Consider the following 19,408-nt stretch of genomic DNA (forward strand, 5'->3'; position numbering starts at 1 on the left):
CGCAAAATGGCTTCAAGATAAGATAACAGGTGTTCCTTGGGCAGGAATTCACGAACGACCTTACCAATCATGGGTGTACGACCCTGACCACCACCAACGTGGACTTCAAAGCCAACTTCGCCTTCATCGTTCTTAACAATCGCCAAGCCAATATCGTGAACACGAATGGCAGCACGGTCAGTTGTTGCCCCCGTCACAGCGACCTTGAACTTACGGGGCAAGAAGGTGAACTCTGGATGTAGAGAAGACCACTGGCGAATGATTTCGCAGTAAACCCGCGGATCTTCAATCTCGTCGGCTGCAGCACCAGCATACTGGTCAGACGTTGTGTTTCTTATGCAGTTACCACTGGTCTGGATCGCATGCATTTCAACATCAGCAAGCTCTTTAAGAATAGCGGGAACGTCCTTAAGTACAGGCCAGTTATATTGAATATTCTGACGTGTCGTAAAGTGACCATAGCCCCGGTCATATTTGCGGGCAATATGGGCCAGTTTACGCATCTGCACTGAATTGAAAGTCCCATAAGGAATAGCAACACGGAGCATATAGGCGTGTAGTTGCAGATAGAGACCATTCATCAAACGTAATGGTTTAAATTGATCTTCGGTCAAATCGCCTTCGATACGGCGTTCTACCTGATCCCCAAACTGGGCAACACGTTGCTGAACAAAATCATAGTCAAATTCATCATAGCGATACATTGCGTTATTCCTTAACTGGCCCAGATGAAACTGACCCCGATGAATTGGCCGGAGTATTATGACCATACTCAACGGTTGGGCCTTTTGCCCGAATACCTTCCTTGACTGAAAGTGGCTGAAGACCAGCTTCATTGCGCCCCACTTTAATCAGGTAAGGACCAACAATAATCTGGTTCGCTTCTGCTTTTTCAGCCTCGGCCAACAACAATGCTTCGCCATCTTTATCTTCAACGGCCTTTGCAGATGAAAAATGATCTGTCCATTCTGCATCTTCACCAAAATAGACAACACCACCACCAAGCAGTCTGTTCGCAGTCATAATTTGCAATGACATATTCTTTACTCTCTCCAAAACGTGCCGCTTATTGCGCGGCAACGGCGACTTCATTCAAAAAGGAAGCCGTATTTGTATTTTCCATCGCAGCAGTCGTAATCTGCTGTAAATCTGATGTATCGGCATAGGCCGCAACTGATCCGATAACGATCAGTGAAGGACCAGTCACCTGATGTCGCTTAACCATCTCAGCAGCATCAAAAAGCTGTCCGGGAAGAACCCTTTGATCAATACGCGTTCCATTCTCGATGATCGCAATTGGTGTCTTTGGATCCTGGCCGTGTTTAATCAAGCGATCAGATATTTGCCCGGCATTCTTAAGCCCCATATAGAAGACCAATGTTTGGCGACTGTTGATCAAGCTTGACCAATCAGCTGCGGTCATATCATCACCTGTCTGCCCAGTAACAAAAGTGACCATCGATGCGTGTTCGCGATGAGTTAACGGTATGCCCGATGCAGCTGCGCAACCAACCGCTGCCGTAATCCCCGGAACGACATCAACTTCAATCCCTGCAGATTGCAGTACATCCATTTCTTCACCACCACGACCAAAAACAAATGGATCGCCGCCCTTCAGACGAACAACGCGCAATCCCTTACCTGCTTCGCGAACAAGAATGTCATTAATTTCGTCCTGGGTATGGCTGTGATGCCCCGGCTCTTTGCCCACATAGATACGATCTGCATCGCGGCGCACATAGTCGAGAATTTCATCACTGATCAATCGGTCATACACAACGACATCAGCCTGTTGCATAAACCTCATGGCGCGAAAGGTAAGAAGATCCGGATCACCTGGGCCCGCACCAACGATGGCAACATGACCATCTGCATTTTCCTGTTTCCAGTTCCGGTTAATGAGCCCAAGCATACTCTCACGGGCAGAAACTTCACGCCCAGACAGAACAGACTCAGCGATGGGGCCATCAAAGAAATTTTCCCAAAACTTTCTACGATCATTACCGTTAGAAATGGTTCCCTTTACCGCCCCGCGAAAACTGTCCGCGAACGAGGCAAGACGTCCGAGCGCTGGGGGTAACATCCCTTCAATTTTCTCGCGAAGATTACGTGCAAGAATTGGCGCAGAACCACCACTTGAAATACCAATAACAATCGGCGAGCGATCAACAATCGCAGGCATAATGAAATCTGACAGTTCCGGGCGATCAACGGCATTAACCTTAATGCCCAGTGCTCGTGCAGCTTTCGCAACCGCTGCATCAATTTCTTCGATATCAGTTGCCGCAAAAACAAGACTTGCACCTGTAACGTCTTCATTCAGAAATTTACGCCCCAGATGAACAACCTCAGCCTGCGCAACCAGCTCTTCGATCTCGGTACAGAGTGAAGGTGCGATCACAGTTACCGCAGCATCAGCTTTACGAAGCAAACGCAGTTTTCTTGCAGCTAAGTCGCCGCCGCCAACCAAAACAACTTTCTGCCCCTTAAGAGACAGGAAAATCGGAAAGTGATCCATGACACCCTCACACCTATTTCACACATAATTACGAGAAATTATTTTCTCAATTACATTAACTCACAGTGAATAGATGACATGTTTTGAAAAAATTACAAGTAAAAATGAAATTTTTTATTATTTAACACAAAAAATACGTTTTATTGATTTCAACAATAAACACCAATTATTGAATATAAAATCCATTTTAAAGAATATTTAAATTTATATAATAAATACAAAACACTAGAAAAATTAACGATTTCAATAACGAATAAATTTACCATACAAGAAAAGGATTTTTCACATTTCTCGTCGGGAAAAAGATAAATACAGGAGATAAATAAATTTTATATTCACACTTTATTTCGTGTAGTTACTCGTATCAAATCAATAATACACTTCTGGTGTGTGATTATATCCAGTTCTTTTAGATTAGATATCACAGTGTGCTTTATTATGGAATATACAGCATTTAAAGATAAGTCAGCGGCTTCCATTTCATCTTGCCCCATGAGTATTCTTGCTATGAACATCCCTGTAAACAGATCACCCGTTCCCGAAGGGCCATTTTGTAAAAATGGTGTGGTGTATAACGTTGCATCTTCTCGGCGAACGACAAGTGTATGTGTTGTTTCTTTCTCACCAAAATCGGCAGACGTAATCACCACACAACGTAAATTGAAATCTCCCATCAGCTTACGTGCAGCGGCAACCATATCATTATGGCTCTGGCAACTTGTTGCGGTAAGAGTATCAAACTCAAATTTATTGGGTGTGATAATATCAGCAAGAGGCAACAATTTTTGTGCAATTAACTCTGGTATTCCCGCTGTGACAAAAAAACCTTTTCCCACATCCCCCATCACAGGATCTAAGCAGTAAATCCCATTAGAATTACAAGCCTTAAAACGCTTTACGGCTTTCTCAATAACATATCCATTGTCCAACGTCGCAAGGTAGCCGCTCTGAAATCCTCCGCTGCCATGAAAAACCCCGCGTTCTTCCAGCCCAGAAAACAGATATTGCAAAAGATCACTCTCTACAGCCCGTCCATAAAAGCTAGCATGTGCAGGATGATTAGATAAAATTGTCGTTGGAACTGAATGCACAGAAACACCGAGCTTCTGCATCGGAAATGCCGCCGCAGAATTCCCGACATGCCCGTAACAAACATGAGATTGGGCCGAGATAATTGATGGCATAGCTTTTCCCCTACATGAACACCGCAAGCATGACGTGCCTTACTAGAAGCTCCCCGCTCTCAAAGAAACAAAGATTGTCTATGGTAGCGAGACAGGAAACCCTTCCGTTAGAGCAGCTGATTTCATAACCTTTTCTTGGTCAATTGTTTCAGCTTTTAACTCAACAACAAAATCCGGGAAATACCGATCAAACCAGCTCTTTACAGGTTCGAGAATATTATTTTGCAAAGAGCTATCCATCAAACTGCTGACACGCGTTACATGTTTCAGATAGGCATCCTTCTGATCTCGCGAATAGAGGCGTGTAAACAATCCCAACACCTTGGCATGCCTCTGTGCTGATAGAGCATAATACCAAGACATAAAAACCTTCCCCACGTCACTATCCCGGTCGATTTCCATCGCCTTGAGATAGCGATCGATCATTCTTGTCCTCAAGCCTTCATCAATATCGCGACGGGCATCCTCGACCAAAGACATCAGATCATAAGGTGCGGCACCAAGTACAGCCGTCTGAAAATCCAATAGACCACATGATGCGACACCTTCACGCCCATTTAAAATCATAAGATTATCAATATGGAAATCCCGCAGAACCAAAGTCGTTGGTAGCAAAGGAAGCGATTTAAAAACCTGACACCAAGCCGACACATAGGCCTGCCGCGCCTCAAGAGACAGAGCTTCACCTTTTATGCTTGGCACATACCAGTCCGCCATAATAAGTGCCTCCTTTATCAAAAAGGCTAGGTCATAAGGCGGCATATCGATTTGAGCTAACTTTTCAGATGAATGCATTGTAACCAATACATCAACAGCAAGCTCATAGAGCTTTTCTTCATCCCATCCTGCATTCAAAAGTTTTGCGTAGGTATTATCGCCAAAATCTTCCAGCAACAGAAAACCGTTTTCAATGTCTTCTCGATGGATAACAGGGGTCGAAACACCACAGGATAATAAATGCCGCCCAACCTTTGCAAACACGGCAACAGGTTCAGCAATACCAGGCGGCGCATCCATAACGATCTTTGTCTCATCGCCCTTGGACAACCTGAAGTAACACCGCGCAGAGGCATCAACAGGTAAAGCCTCAACAGCAGCACCTTCCCAACCGGCGTTTTTTATAAAAGCGATTCTCTGCTGCTCTCTTTGATCGGGGATAATGCTCACCAATAGCTCCATTTAACAAAACGCATGTATTCTCAATAGCTTTTCACCTTATATCCGAAAGAGAAAAGGAAAAACAGAAGATGTAACATTCTGGATATTGACAAGATGTATAGACAAGTTATTTTGTATATACATATTCCTGAGTTGGAAAGTTGGAAAAATGAAAAAGAACACACGCACAATCCGCGCGCCACACGGCCCAGAACTTTCATGCGAAAGCTGGTTGAGTGAAGCACCGCTTAGAATGTTGATGAATAACCTCGATCCGGATGTCGCCGAACACCCAGAGGAATTGGTTGTTTATGGCGGGATTGGCCGCGCGGCCCGAAACTGGGAATGTTACGATAAAATTGTCGAGAGTTTGAAGAAACTCAAAGACGATCAAACGCTTCTTGTACAATCCGGTAAACCCGTTGGCATTTTCCCAACGCATTCGGATGCCCCTCGTGTTCTGATTGCCAACTCCAACCTTGTTCCAAACTGGGCGAACTGGGAACACTTTAACAAGCTCGATAAAGCTGGCCTGATGATGTATGGCCAAATGACCGCTGGATCATGGATCTATATCGGCAGTCAGGGTATTGTTCAGGGCACCTATGAAACTTTTGTCGAAGCAGGACGTCAGCACTATAACGGCGACCTTTCTGGCCGCTGGATATTAACAGGTGGCCTTGGTGGCATGGGCGGCGCCCAACCGCTTTCCGCAACAATGGCCGGCGCCTCTATGCTGGCCGTTGAGTGTCAGGAAGACCGTATTGATATGCGTATCCGTACGGGTTATCTGGATAAAAAGTGCACTGACCTTGATGACGCGCTTAACATTATAAATGATACCGTTGCCAACAAAAAAGCAATATCTGTTGGCTTACTTGGCAATGCTGCTGATATCTTCCCGGAACTCGTCAAACGCGGTGTACGCCCTGATATCGTAACCGATCAAACCTCAGCACACGATCCCCTTAACGGATACCTTCCACAAGGTTGGACCTGGGGTGAGTATGTCGAACGATCTCAAAAAGATCCCAAAGGCACAACAACTGCAGCAAAGAAATCCATGGCTGTCCAAGTTCAGGCGATGCTCGATTTCCATGCACAGGGCATCCCGACAGTTGACTACGGTAATAATATCCGTCAGATGGCCCTAGAAGAAGGCGTGGAAAATGCCTTTGATTTCCCTGGTTTTGTTCCAGCCTATATTCGCCCCCTCTTCTGTCGCGGTATAGGCCCCTTCCGTTGGGCTGCACTTTCCGGTGACCCAGAGGACATCTATAAAACGGATCAAAAGGTCAAAGAACTTATTCCGGATGATCCACATCTACACAACTGGCTGGATATGGCCCGTGAACGTATCCACTTCCAAGGGCTTCCATCCCGTATTTGCTGGGTTGGACTAGGGCAACGTCATAAACTTGGCCTCGCCTTTAACGAAATGGTCCGCAATGGCGAGCTTAAAGCACCCGTTGTTATTGGGCGTGATCACCTGGATTCAGGGTCGGTTGCAAGCCCAAACCGTGAAACAGAAAGCATGATGGACGGATCTGATGCTGTGTCAGACTGGCCTTTACTTAACGCGCTTCTAAACACTGCGGGTGGCGCGACATGGGTATCCTTACATCACGGTGGCGGTGTTGGTATGGGCTTCTCGCAACACTCTGGTGTGGTTATCTGTGCTGATGGTACAGAAGCCGCGGACAAACGATTAGGCCGTGTTCTCTGGAATGATCCCGCGACAGGTGTTATGCGTCATGCAGATGCCGGATACGAAATTGCTAAAAAATGTGCTCGGGATAACAATCTCGACCTTCCTATGGAGTCAGATAAATGAAATCACTAGTCCTGACACCCCGTCAACTAACACTCTCAACTCTTCGCGCCCTTACATTTGATGATGTAAAGATTGAACTGGATCCAGCCTGCAAAGAGCAAATTGCAGCTTCGACCGAAACGGTTCGCGATGTATTAAGAGACGGCAGAACCGTTTATGGCATCAATACCGGTTTTGGACGCCTTGCCTCAACACGCATTGATGACGAGCAGCTAGAAGAGTTACAGAGCAACCTTGTCTTGTCCCACGCGACGGGTATGGGTCCATTGCTTGATGATGAAGTTGTTCGCCTTATTCTTGCACTCAAGGTCACATCACTAGCCCAAGGGTTCTCAGGTATCAGACAGGAAGTTCTTGATTACCTGATCACCTTCTACAATGAAGGTCTTTACCCTTGTATTCCATCAAAAGGATCCGTTGGTGCCTCTGGCGATTTGGCTCCGCTCGCCCATATGTCCGCTTTGATAATCGGTGCAGGAAAAGCCCGTTATAAAGGCGAGATTATGCCTGCCAAGAAAGGTCTGGAGCGCATTGGGTTAAAGCCAATGGTTCTTGGCCCCAAAGAAGGCCTCGCCCTGTTGAACGGAACTCAAGTTTCGACAGCCCTAGCCCTTGTTGGCCTGTTCAGAGCAGAAAACCTGATGAATGCCAGCACACTTATTGGTGCAATGAGTGTTGAAGCGGCCAAAGGATCACATGTTCCCTTTGATCCCCGTATTCAAGAAGCGCGGGGTCAAATTGGACAAGCAGACATCGCATCTGTTTTCAGAACCATTCTGGATGGTAGCCCGATCAAAGACAGCCACGCAGACTGTTCAAAGGTTCAAGATCCATATTCTCTTCGCTGCCAACCCCAAGTTCTTGGTGCCTGTTTGGACCATATGCGTTTTGCAGCTAGCATTTTCGAACGCGAAGCCAATGCCGTGTCTGATAATCCACTGGTTTTCACAAAAGAGGGCGACATCCTATCAGGCGGCAACTTCCATGCTGAGCCAATTGCCATGGCATCTGACGTCCTTGCCCTAGCCATTTCAGAAATGGGCGCCCTGTCCGAACGTCGTATTGCACTCTTGATGGACAGTTCAATGTCAGGCTTGCCGCCCTTCCTTGTTGCGGGAAGCGGCCTTAACTCTGGCTTCATGATCGCACAGGTTACCGCCGCAGCCTTGGCGTCCGAGAATAAATCCCTCGCTCACCCGGCCTGTGTGGATAGCCTGCCAACATCAGCCAATCAGGAAGATCATGTTTCCATGGCAACCTTTGCCGCGAGACGTCTTTCTGATATGGCAAAAAATACGTCGGGCGTTTTGGCTGTCGAGCTTTTATCAGCAGCCCAAGGCATTGACTTTCTCAAGCCACTAAAGACATCACCAACACTTGAAACTGTTATGGAAAGATTGCGCAAAGACGTCGCCTTCTTCGAACAGGACCGTTATTTTGCCGATGATCTGGAAGCTGCAGAAAGTTTAGTTTGGGACGGAACCTTTAACAAAATCTCAAAAGCAGACTTCCTACCAAGTCTAGAAAAGAAATAATCCAATCAACAACAATAAAAATTCAATAACCGATAATCATTTCTACTACGTTTGGTAAAATATTACCTTCAAATAATCATAGCTTCCTTCTAGGGAGCTATGATTTCTTGTACTGTAATGAGACATTCATGTTTTCTTAAGCGGCTGACTGATAATAGACACTTCTCTATCTTGAACAGCATAATAAAAACAATTTGGCCGACCTGTATGACAAGCTGGCCCGGTTTGATCAACGAGCATCAAAACCGTGTCTTCATCACAATCAAAACGGAACTCGATTAATTTTTGACAATTGCCCGAGGTTTCCCCCTTACGCCAAAGCTTTCTACGAGAGCGCGACCAGTAACATACCCGGTTAGTTTCCAGAGTTTCATGGATAGCATCATAATTCATCCAAGCAAGCATTAGCACCTCACCAGTATCATGCTGTTGCGCAATCGCAGGAACCAACCCTGCATCGTTATAGTTAATTAATTTTGCAATATCAGCACTCATGCCACGACCTCGTATTAATAATTTATCTCAAACTAAAGGTAGAAATTTCTATATTTGGACAGCTCGGTTACTAGTTTTTGGTTGCCAGCCTTCGATTAACTCAATAACAGTACGTTATAACATTACACAACTTAATCAATGGCAAAAACATATGACAAAAGAAGCAAAAACTAAGAGTCTCTCAGAAACACGACAAACTCCTAGTCGTGAGGAGGCTATGCAAGCCGTAAAAACACTCATTTCATGGGCAGGTGACAACCCTGATCGTGAGGGGCTAATTGATACCCCTAAACGCGTCGTAAATGCATATAAGGAATTTTTTGCGGGTTATGAAATGAATCCAGATGAAATTCTTGCCAGAACATTTGAGGAAGTTGAAGGCTATGATGAAATGGTCATCATAAAAAATGTGCGGTTGGAATCACATTGTGAGCACCATATCGTGCCGATACTTGGTAAGGCACATATTGCCTATATCCCTGATAAGCGTGTGGTCGGCATCAGCAAACTAGCTCGTTTAGTTGATGTTTATGCGAAACGCCTTCAAACCCAAGAAACTCTTACAGCCCAGATTGCTGACACACTCGAGCGTGTACTTAAACCTAAAGGTGTTGCAGTTGTCATTGATGCCGGACATCAATGTATGACAACACGTGGTATACATAAGACTGAAACCAGTACGGTCACTAGCCGAATGCTTGGCCTATTCCGTAAAGACCCCCGTACGCGTGCTGAGTTTATGAACCTAATAACTAAAATTTAGAAACTTTATTGGCAAAGATTCTATTCTACATAAGAGTAGCAATTCTGTGGCAGCCTCAATGACTGCGTGCATCCGGAGGAATTAAAATTCACGCCCCACCAGATGTGTGCCTCCTAAACCTATCTTTTATTAAACAGAGCTATGGCAAGGCAACAGAAGATGTGACCTTCATTTGCACAGGACCGTTATTTTATCAATGATCTGGAAGCTGCAGAAAACCCCGTACGGGAAGGGACATTTAACTCAATTTCCCGACCTGATTTCCTGCCTAGCCTTGATTAAAATGATAAATTGCTCTTTTAAAGTTCCAAATTGAAGCAACTTATTGACACAAATACAGTGTATTTCCCGTAGAATAGTAAGTTTCGACTGGAAATATGCTGTAAAACCATGCATCTATAGTTTTATTAATAATAACAAGAAACGATCAATAACGCTTAAAGCGTGCGGGGACATATAATGGATGCCGAGAGCTGCGATAAAAAAGTACCTCTTTACCAGAAGGTAAAAGAATACATTATCAATCATATTCAATCTGGCCAGTGGCAACCAGGATTTCAAATACCGTCAGAAAACGAACTAACCCAAAGCCAGAATATGTCACGTATGACAATTCACCGGGCTTTACGGGAACTCACCACAGACGGATGGTTGATGCGTGTTCAAGGTGCAGGAACCTTTGTTGCGGAACCCCGCCCCCAATCGGCAGTACTTGCAATAAAAAGCATTGCTGAGGAAGTTAGATCTCGTAATAGCCAATATAGCAACGAAGTCATCCTACTTACACAAGAACAAGCTTCTGCAAACGTTGCGGGTGTGATGAATCTGGAATTAAATTCCCCAGTTTACCATTCTGTTATTCTTCACAAGGAAAACGGGACACCTATTCAGCTGGAAGATCGCTATATAAATCCTGCTGCAGCTCCCGATTATCTAAATCAGGATTTTAGGGATATCACTCCCTATGATTATCTGGTGAAAGTCGCTCCGTTAGATAATGCCGAACATACTATTTTTGCCATTTCTCCAGAGGAAAACCAGGCTGAGTTATTGCAAATTTCCGAAACTACGCCTTGCTTGTTATTAAGAAGGCGCACCTGGTCCGAGGGGAAAGCAGTTACCTATGCCAAACTCATCCACCCCGGGAATCGATATAGTTTGGGCGGAACGTTTCAAGGATAGCTGTAGAATAAAAAAACACTTTAACATAAGTGATAAGCTATAGACCTTTTTTGATATCTCTCATCAAAAATCGGGCAGGATGTATTGCATCTCTGATATCCGTAGAAATCGGCAGAGCATCAAAGCCACATATCAATTTCACGAGATAATTGGCCATCAAAGGTGCAGTCAAAAACCCACGGGACCCAAAACCAACAGCACAAAACAGGTTTTCGTAATACTCACCCCGTGGCCATGATGGCTTGCTTTTTTGCCCATTCTTCAAACCCGCATAATCATGACGATATTGCTGTTCCTGATAGACAGGACCGACAAGCGGCAACCGATCAAAGGTTGTTCCCCGAACGGATGTCCGCCCCCCCAGATCTAGCGGATCTATTTGTGCTGAAATTTCGGGAACAATTTCATTAAGAAGCGACAAGTTATGATCATGTCGTTCTTTTATAACAGATCTATTTTCAGCCTCATCATAGCAATAGAGTCGCTCAAAGGTGGCTCCAAAAACGTGCTGTCCTTTGATAGCGGGTGTGATATATCCGCTACCATTTACAATAGTCTTTAAATTTGCACTGACCTTGTTAGGCGGGCAAGTACTGACTTGTCCTCGGTTCATAATCACTGACAAGCTTTCAGGTTGTGCGAAATTCTTAACATTAAATGCGTTGGCAAGAACAACGCTATCAAACTCAAGGTCCTCGCAAGATTCCGACATTGAGAGCTTCCATTTACGCTGTCCTTGATCTGTAAACGGCTCAAGTAATGTCACTTCACAATTGAGCCTGACATCAATCCCACGGGTTAAGGCCATTGCAAGAGCAGTCGTATTGAGGCATCCCGCGTAGGGATACCAGACACCCGGCGATGTCAGATTAATACCAGCGATCTCAGAAGCACTATTTGCATCAACAATACAAAAATGATCCTGTGGCAGAACGTTCGAGGCCACAAAAGACTGTCGACGTTGAAGTTCTTTGTCATCGCCAATAAGATCCAAAGATCCGCACTGATGATGCCAGATTTCCTGCCCTGTCTGTTCTTCCAGTTTTCGATAAAATCTCAAAGCGTAGAGATAACAAGATGCTAAATACTGCCCCAATACAGTACCGTTACGCATCAACTTAGGTTCAAATACCGCAGCCGGATTTCCTGACGCCCCCTCGGCAATAGAAGATGCCTTATCAATCAAAGTAACATCGACACCTGCACGTGACAGGCTATAGGCCAGACAATTCCCGACAATTCCAGCGCCAACAACGGCTACTTTTTTAGGTTTGTTTTGTACTTTAGGGATATCAAACCAAGGTAGCGATCCGGGATAAAATCTTCTTTTGTCCTCATCAGCTTTATCAGGCGAGAATACCCCAACGATGCGTTCTCGTTTAAAAGCGTACCCTTTGCGTCTATCAATCTTAAAACCAGCATCTTCTAATCCACGGCGAACATGTCCAGCCGCTGTAAAGCTGGCCAACTTTGTACCCGATTTGGATTTCGCCGCCAGCAATTCATAAACCTCTGCATTCCACATGTCGGGATTTTTCTTAGGAGCAAAACCATCCAAAAACCAGGCATCAGCCTGCCCCGAAAAACACGTTAGAACTTCCCTAACGTCGCCAAAGAGAAGAATGAGCGTAACATTATCTCGTTCAAACTCCAGCGTGTGAAAACCAGGGCTAAGATCTGGGTAAGCCTTAATAAGCTCATCACGATTTTCTCCAAGCTCATCCCAAGGCTTCAACGATTTTTGCAGCTGAGTACGGCTAAGAGGAAAACCTTCGACGGAAACAAAGGTTAGATGCTGATCTGCTCGAGAAGTTTTTTTCCATTCTTTCCAAGTAACTAAGAAATTTAATCCCGTTCCGAACCCTGTTTCACCGATAACTGTATTCTGTTGATCTTTCCAAAGTTCACTTCCTCCAACAGCATTTAGAAAAACAAACGCGCTTTCCGCTAATCCATTAGAAAGGGAATAATACACATCATCATATTTGCTAGATACCGGAACAAGATTATCCCGCCATTCCAGTTCGGCAGTACTAAATTCAGTCATTAAAAAAACCGTTAAAAGAGTTCATGACTTTTAGCTTTTTGGGATCTTAAAGAAAAGTACTGTCGTCAGAAATAGAAAAAGCCAGCTACTGTGGTTAGTAGCTGGCTTTTTTACGAAATAAAAGCTTAGTTACCAAAAAGCTTTTTCAAAGCATCTTTTGGCTTTTCAATAACTTCATCGACACCGCCGGCAGCATCACCATCGCCAAGAGGTAATTTCACTCCCCCTTCGCCACTCGTAACACCTTCGATAAGAGCGGATGGATCTTTCAGTTGATCAGTCAAGGCCCCTGCAAGATCTGGAGCAACTTTAGGATTACTCCACGAGCCCGTAATCATTAACGGCACAGCAAGCCCTTTGGCACCACTATCACCACCTTGCCCTTCAAGGTCACCGACAAGCTTTGGCTCTAAACGGTAGTTCAAGGTTTTAGGCGGCATAGGAACAGTCCCTTTGCCAGAAAGCCTGAACAAAGGCGCAATCATGCTCAAATCCTGATTATTCACAACGCCCTGCTGAATAGTATAGGTACCAGATAACTCTGCAAAATCAGTAGATTGAGCTTCATCAAAAGAATTCTGCAAGGCATCCAATGATACATTACGGATCAGACCAGGAATATTCACGCCCTTGACGGCCCCGTCCTGAAAAATGAAATCTCCGGTTCCGTTGAGATTAGAAACCATCGCTTTCTGAGAAGCCCCCTGTGTCGTCAGGTTTGCTTTGGAACTAAGAGTTCCCAAAAGTTTTTCGAAATCTGCACTATCAGACAACAGTGGTTCAGCTTGAACACCGGAAAGGTCAAAATTAATTGCAGTTGTTGGTGTTGCTTTTGAACTATCCAGAACAACTTTACCACGGGCTTGCCCGTCATAGAGCGCAAGTTGTTTCAAGTCTGCGGTTAACTTGCCACCTTGAAGTAGGATACCAAGCTCACTGACACCAATTGTAATCTTTCGGATTTGTACACCCTCGGATTTAAGGGCCAGATCAGTATTTACAGATTTCAACCCAGAGAAATCAATTGGCGTATCATCCCACCCCTGATCAGCACTTGCACTCTGCGCCGTTGCAGCTTCACCAGATGTGTTTCCAGTAGATGCATCATCCGTAGCTGCTGTTTCTGGCGGTAGGTAAGGCGTAATATCCAGAACCCCCGTAGAAAGTGCGGCAACTATATTTGGTACAGCACCAGAACTATCAATTTTCAACGCACCCTGAGCAGTCAACGCATCAAATGCAAGAGATACATCATCAAACGCAACCACAGGACCGTTTAGATCAAGTTGTCCTTTCACGGACAATTGACCAAAGGTTTCTTCATTTTGACGCTCAATCGGTGCGCCGACCCAATCGGTCAAACCTTTAACAGATGGAACATCAAGATCAAGAGCGCCAGCAAGAGCAAAAGCACTTGCCTGTTGCGCTGTTCCATTGAAGCTAAAGTTTACCGGAGATGAACTAACTGATGCTTCAAGAGCTGTACTTGCACCGTTCATCAGGCTTTCAAGATTAGCAATATCTGCTTTTAAATTAATCGTTTCTGCTTTCCAGTCCAAACGACCATCCAAGGACAAGGGTTCATTCAAGGCATCCAGGGAAATTTCAAGGTTTAACGCCTCAATATCTTCTTTTGTTCCTGAAGAGAGGTCTGTGAAGTGTAATTCACCATCCTGAATACGAACATCACCCAGAGACAATCCACTAAGGCTAGCGCTGCTTCCTCCTTCAGAAGATTCAGAACTTTCAGCCGCTGCGGTATCACTTGCTGGATCTTGAGTTCCCTCAAGTTCCCAGTTTGGCTTCCCGTTTTTGTCAACTTCAAGATTAATAACAGGCTTCACAAGTACGAAGCGATCAATAACAACTTCACTAGATAACAACGGCATGACCTGTAACTCGAGCGCCATCTGCTCAAGAGTTACCATGTCTTTGCTTTGCCCCTGATCATAGTTCGCTAAAGCAACATCGTTGACTTCAACAGCGACAGTCGGGAATAGGCTGAGAGAAATTTTCCCTCCAATTTTCAAATCGCGCCCCGTCGCCTCTTTCGCTTTTGCGGCAATTTCAGGCTTGTAATCTTCGAGAGAAATAAAGAAGGGAGCAATCAACAGAACAGCAATGACCAACAGAATTAAGCCGCCAATTGATAAGAGTATTTTTTTCATTTTTAGTCTCCATTACACGATTTAATAAAAACCATGCAAATGACACGATTATTGAAGGATATAGACGAATAACAATAAGGCGGTACCCGCATTAAGCCAGTACCGCCTTTTTATTCTGGCACTAATCAGCCAGACATGTGAATTACTTCACGAGTGTCACGATAACACGACGGTTTCTGAATTCAGAAATGCCATCACCTGTGTCAACCGCAGGAGCATTCTCGCCAACACCTTGGCTTTGAACGATAGAAGCAGCAACACCGTGGCTTTCAAGTGCACTTACAACAGCAGCGGCACGTCTGTTAGCTAGGTTCTGGTTGTATTCAGAAGAACCAGCTGTATCAGTGTGACCAGCAACAATCACTTTTGAGGGTGAATGTTTCTTCACAGCAGCAACGATCACAGAAACTTCTGCCTGTGCATCAACAGTCAGCACATCAGAGTCGAAATCAAAGTAAACTGCATAAGGCGCTGGTGCCGGAGCTGGCGCTGGTGCAGGAGCTGGTGCCTTGGCTTTAGGTGCCATTGCTGCATCAACTTTAGCCATTGCAGCAAGGAAACCGTCACGACATGCCGCGATATGGTCAGGCTGAATATTCTCTTCTTGCTCTTGTATCCAGCAATCGAACATAACCTGTGCGTTTGCAGCAGACGTCGGCGCTACGTCACCAGCACCATTTGCCAAAGCAGAAGCAAGGCGGTCATGTGCAGAAGAAAGATCATCAACAAACTCTGCGCCAAGATCCCAGTTTGCTACCTCTTCAGGAGCAACAACTTTACCATCCGCAGAGGCCAATGCTTTATTTGCAAACAGGTCGGAATCACCCCAATCCTGTTCGGATTTCTCATCACCAGAAAGGCCTACGTAACCTTTATATAGCTCTCTTGTAAAAGAGGAGCCTGAAGGCTCTGCATCGCTGGCCATTTGATAACGATCAGCACAAGCAGATAAAGATACAGCCGCAACACCGGCCAACAAAGCAAACTTTAAACCCCGCATGATATTCTCCCTTGAAGGTTTAGATATTCATAAAAAAACGAGACAAACAACAAACTAATTCAGGTACTAAATTATTTAGAACAATCCAAACTTAACTGTATGATATTTGCACAAATAAGAGTGAACATATTACCGCTTCTTTTTTGTAAATACTAGAGACCACATTCCCAGCCTCATTATTAACACAAAGAAAGTAACACAAAATCAGATAGATACCAAAAGGAATCAATACTTGTCGCTGTCAAAGCTTCTCCCAAAATCAGGTTGACACTAGAATGGAACAAACAAAACATCAACCTGAAGTAATTAAAAACATTGTTTGTTTAATGTCTTGTTAAAAAGAATACAGACCTAAAATAAAAACACATCTTGGTAAAATTACGTACCTGTATAACGTTGTTCTAATTAGAATTTTACAGGTCCCTGATCTCTCATAAATTATTACGCCTTGCCAGAAAAAGCTTATCACTCTTCTATGACACTTTCATTATCCTCTTTCTTTGAGAGCAAGAACTTACACCTGCTAAACCCTGAGGCGATAAAGATAATAACAAAAACAATCAAATATGATATTGTATCTCAAAAAAATCGGAAAAAGGTCAGGAGAAATAAAAATGGAAACACCTCAAATAGCTGACACCACGCCATGCATTATCCAGCTAGAGGAAGGGAAAACTTACTTTTGGTGTGCTTGTGGGCGGTCTAAAAAACAGCCTTTTTGCGATGGCAGTCATAAGGGAACCAATTTTCAGCCTTTATTATTTAAAGCTGACAAATCAAAAAAATACTTCCTATGTCAATGTAAACATAGTTCAAACAAACCTTTTTGCGACGGCAATCACAAGCACCTGCTTTGAATAAGGAATTAATGCTCCCCCCTAAAGATTATAACTCTCATACTTTTGCCAATCAGCCTTTTTAATGCCTGACAAAAGTTCCTCCTGAGCAAGCAAGCCTGATTGCGTATCCATAACGGAAACAACAGAAGCTGAATTAATAGAAGCAGCTTTCAGTGCTAACTCTTCCTCTTTACCAAGACCGATAAAAGACGCAAATGTTGAGGCAAAGGAATCCCCTGCACCCGCTGTCCCCATAACTTTTGCTTTTTGCGCCGGACAGAACATAATTTGTTCTTTTGTCCCTAAATAAGCACCTTCTTTGCCATTCGTGACCAACAATCTCTCTGGTCCAAGACTGTTAATTATCTTGGTAAATTCGCGGAGGCCCATCATTGTACCAGAGACGCCAACGCCTTTTTTTAATAACTCAGGAAGTTTTTTATCATCGGAGTAAGCACAGGGATGGATCGCATCGATCTCTGATTTCGCCGAGACAAATGGTACCAACTGCCCAGCTTCGACCTCGTTCATAACCAAAACGTCAATATACTGCAACGAGTTCCAAAATGATTGGGTTCGCGAAGAGAGTTGGCGAATTCCAGGGTTAGCCACAACAAGACTTCCAGCAGCCTTCGCCAATTTTACAATCTTTGGAAAGCAGTCCGCAGAAGCTCCACTCAAGCCCGTTACGTAGGTAAGCTCAATACCCTCGAACATTTCCGGTTTGATTTCATCGGGAGTGAGTAACGTGTTGGCCCCGCGCGCAACAAAAATCGTCGGATTTCTGACATGCGAAGAAACCATAACCGCACAGCCTGTAGGCAAATCAGCATTAGATAAAACCCATTGGCTACCAATTGATTTTTCTTTCAAACGCTTCAGAACCATCTGCCCTTCGATATCATCAGCCAATTTCACAACACAGGAAACATCTATGCCCAATTGCGCCATAGATACAGATGCGTTGATAGCACCGCCACCGGTGTGAGTTTCAATGTTCTCTGCATCCACTTTTTTGCCTTCTTCCAAAAGCAAAAAGTTTGTGATTGCGTTGTGCATTGTCATACGTTCGATTTCATCGTCAGATACTGATGCGATAATATCGACAGTAGCCCCACCCAGTGTCAGTGCCTTCATTATACCCGTCCTACCTGTTAATCTTGCGCGAGAGACTTGCCTACAGATCCCAGCACAGAGAAAATTTCGTCCAGCTTTGTGCCGACACCTAGTTCAGCCTGACGCACCCATTTACGTGGGTCGTATTTGCTCTTTAGCGGCTTGCCTGTTTCTGGGTCTATCTGCGCAACAAATGCATTTTGGTTCGCATTTACATAAGCCCCAACAGGTTCGGAGTACGCGTACTGAAGATCCGTATCAACGTTCATTTTAAAGACGCCGTAAGAAACAGCCTCTTTAATATCTGTCTCAGAAGAACCCGATCCGCCATGGAAAACAAGATCAAGAGACTTGTCTTCCAAGCCATAACGATCGGACATTAGTTTTTGAGAGTCTTTTAGGATCACAGGGCGAAGCTTTACATTCCCTGGCTTATAAACCCCGTGAACGTTACCGAAAGACGCAGCGACTGAGAAATCACCAAGTGGATTCAACTGTTCGTAAGCATAAGCGACATCTTCTGGCTGAGTATAAAGTTTCGGATTATCTGCACCAGTGTGCTCGGACCCAACACCATCTTCTTCACCACCAGTAACACCCAACTCGATTTCCAAACTCATATCAAGTGGTGCCATTTTCTTGAGATAATCAGCACATGTACCCACGTTATCTTCCAAAGACTCTTCAGAAAGGTCGATCATATGTGATGTGTAAAGAGGCTTGCCGTTCTTTTCACGGAACTTGGCACCTTCGGCCAACAGACCGTCGATCCATGGCAAGAGACCGCGATTTGCGTGATCTGTGTGCAAAACGACACAAACCCCATACCCCTCAGCAAGAAGATGAACGTGCTGCGCCAAAGAAACGGCACCAAGCACTTTACCCTGAAGACCATCCGGGTAAGCCGCACCAGCATAAAAGCCTGCGCCACCGTTTGAGACCTGAATAATCACATCTGATTTGTTACGGGCCGCAGCCTCTAGAACAGCATTTACGGTACTACTGCTAGTAACATTTACCGCTGGCAACGCGTAGTTTCCGGCTTTGCAAGCCTTGACGAGTTTCTCATAGTCCTTACCGGTAACAACACCCGGGCGAAGTTTTTCAGACACCGCCGATCCTCCCTGTTTTCTAGATCACAAAACGCATCTTAGCGCTTCAAATGTACGACTTGACCGCTTCGAACCGATTCATCCGCAGCCAAAACAATTTTCATACTGTTCACAGCATCCCGCATGTGAGATGTCAAATCTAAATCGTCTATAATGGCCTTTAACAGGAACTCCTGTTCTCTTTGGCAAAGGGCATCATGATCAGGCTCATCATCCATTCGTATTAAATTATCTTTGTGTGTGAATGACTTATCATCATTTAACTTTGCAGAATGACATAATAACGCGGATGTTTTGGTATGTGCATCAATATCGTCAGATTCCATTGCTTTGTTTTGATCTTCCGCAACAATAGATACACAGCCTTTGGGACCAATTACATCCTTAACGAAGAATGCCGTTTCACTCATCATTGGTCCCCAACCTGCTTCATACCATCCCACAGACCCATCATCAT

General features: G+C 44.6%; 16 protein-coding genes and 1 pseudogene. 5 read left to right on the top strand and 12 right to left on the bottom strand.

Annotated elements, in window-relative coordinates; all coding sequences use genetic code 11:
• The 5 genes from Q0241_RS15040 to Q0241_RS15060 all read right to left on the bottom strand — a co-directional run.
• A partial coding sequence (locus tag Q0241_RS15040; protein ID WP_299378916.1) for a nitrite/sulfite reductase occupies positions 1–704 on the bottom strand: 704 nt, incomplete at its 3' end.
• A gap of 4 nt (positions 705–708) precedes the next feature.
• Positions 709–1,038 (bottom strand): DUF2849 domain-containing protein, encoded by a 330-nt coding sequence (locus tag Q0241_RS15045; RefSeq protein ID WP_299378918.1) that lies wholly within the window; start codon positions 1,036–1,038, stop codon positions 709–711.
• 28 nt (positions 1,039–1,066) lie between these two features.
• A complete protein-coding gene (cysG, locus tag Q0241_RS15050) occupies positions 1,067–2,518 on the bottom strand; it encodes a siroheme synthase CysG (RefSeq protein WP_299378920.1) in 1,452 nt (483 codons plus the stop codon).
• Positions 2,519–2,853: 335 nt separating this feature from the next.
• Positions 2,854–3,702, bottom strand: coding sequence for a pyridoxal kinase (gene pdxY / locus Q0241_RS15055; RefSeq protein ID WP_299378922.1), 849 nt, complete (start codon positions 3,700–3,702; stop codon positions 2,854–2,856).
• A 78-nt stretch (positions 3,703–3,780) separates the two neighbouring features.
• Positions 3,781–4,869: a phosphotransferase gene (locus Q0241_RS15060; RefSeq protein WP_299378924.1), complete on the bottom strand. Its 1,089-nt coding sequence runs from the start codon at positions 4,867–4,869 to the stop codon at positions 3,781–3,783.
• Between the two features lie 160 nt (positions 4,870–5,029).
• Between Q0241_RS15060 and hutU the strand changes: the two genes are divergently transcribed.
• Both hutU and hutH read left to right on the top strand, forming a co-directional pair.
• The gene (gene hutU / locus Q0241_RS15065) at positions 5,030–6,694 is read left to right on the top strand and encodes a urocanate hydratase (protein ID WP_299378926.1); all 1,665 of its coding nucleotides are present in this window, start codon (positions 5,030–5,032) and stop codon (positions 6,692–6,694) included.
• Positions 6,691–8,229, top strand: a complete 1,539-nt coding sequence (gene hutH, locus Q0241_RS15070; protein ID WP_299378928.1) for a histidine ammonia-lyase — start codon at positions 6,691–6,693, stop codon at positions 8,227–8,229. Before hutU ends, hutH begins: the two co-directional genes overlap by 4 nt.
• A 126-nt stretch (positions 8,230–8,355) precedes the next feature.
• On the opposite strand, the gene hisI is transcribed toward hutH, so the two are convergent.
• The gene (hisI, locus tag Q0241_RS15075) at positions 8,356–8,724 is read right to left on the bottom strand and encodes a phosphoribosyl-AMP cyclohydrolase (protein WP_299378930.1); all 369 of its coding nucleotides are present in this window, start codon (positions 8,722–8,724) and stop codon (positions 8,356–8,358) included.
• Positions 8,725–8,875: 151 nt separating this feature from the next.
• Between hisI and folE the strand changes: the two genes are divergently transcribed.
• The gene (gene folE / locus Q0241_RS15080) at positions 8,876–9,487 is read left to right on the top strand and encodes a GTP cyclohydrolase I FolE (RefSeq protein ID WP_299378931.1); all 612 of its coding nucleotides are present in this window, start codon (positions 8,876–8,878) and stop codon (positions 9,485–9,487) included.
• Between the two features lie 459 nt (positions 9,488–9,946).
• Entirely contained in the window at positions 9,947–10,669 is a 723-nt protein-coding gene (gene hutC / locus Q0241_RS15085) for a histidine utilization repressor (protein WP_299378933.1), read from the top strand.
• A 37-nt stretch (positions 10,670–10,706) separates the two neighbouring features.
• Here hutC and mnmC read toward each other — a convergent pair whose 3' ends face one another.
• From mnmC to Q0241_RS15100, 3 genes are all read right to left on the bottom strand, one after another.
• The gene (mnmC, locus tag Q0241_RS15090) at positions 10,707–12,716 is read right to left on the bottom strand and encodes a bifunctional tRNA (5-methylaminomethyl-2-thiouridine)(34)-methyltransferase MnmD/FAD-dependent 5-carboxymethylaminomethyl-2-thiouridine(34) oxidoreductase MnmC (protein ID WP_299378935.1); all 2,010 of its coding nucleotides are present in this window, start codon (positions 12,714–12,716) and stop codon (positions 10,707–10,709) included.
• Positions 12,717–12,841: 125 nt separating this feature from the next.
• Complete coding sequence (locus tag Q0241_RS15095; protein WP_299378936.1) at positions 12,842–14,884, bottom strand: AsmA family protein; 2,043 nt, start codon at positions 14,882–14,884, stop codon at positions 12,842–12,844.
• Positions 14,885–15,026: 142 nt separating this feature from the next.
• Entirely contained in the window at positions 15,027–15,884 is an 858-nt protein-coding gene (locus Q0241_RS15100) for an OmpA family protein (RefSeq protein WP_299378938.1), read from the bottom strand.
• 614 nt (positions 15,885–16,498) lie between these two features.
• Here Q0241_RS15100 and Q0241_RS15105 point away from each other — a divergent pair.
• Positions 16,499–16,741: a CDGSH iron-sulfur domain-containing protein gene (locus Q0241_RS15105; RefSeq protein ID WP_299378940.1), complete on the top strand. Its 243-nt coding sequence runs from the start codon at positions 16,499–16,501 to the stop codon at positions 16,739–16,741.
• Positions 16,742–16,762: 21 nt separating this feature from the next.
• Here the strand turns inward: Q0241_RS15105 and Q0241_RS15110 are convergent, their stop codons facing one another.
• The 3 genes and pseudogenes from Q0241_RS15110 to Q0241_RS15120 form a co-directional block, all read right to left on the bottom strand.
• Entirely contained in the window at positions 16,763–17,860 is a 1,098-nt protein-coding gene (locus Q0241_RS15110) for a carbohydrate kinase family protein (RefSeq protein ID WP_299378942.1), read from the bottom strand.
• A 17-nt stretch (positions 17,861–17,877) separates the two neighbouring features.
• A complete protein-coding gene (fbaA, locus tag Q0241_RS15115) occupies positions 17,878–18,951 on the bottom strand; it encodes a class II fructose-bisphosphate aldolase (RefSeq protein ID WP_299378944.1) in 1,074 nt (357 codons plus the stop codon).
• A gap of 38 nt (positions 18,952–18,989) precedes the next feature.
• A pseudogene (locus tag Q0241_RS15120) lies at positions 18,990–19,408 on the bottom strand (gfo/Idh/MocA family oxidoreductase); the annotation flags it as partial.

The sequence above is a fragment of the uncultured Kiloniella sp. genome (assembly GCF_937128705.1).
Lineage (GTDB): Bacteria > Pseudomonadota > Alphaproteobacteria > Kiloniellales > Kiloniellaceae > Kiloniella.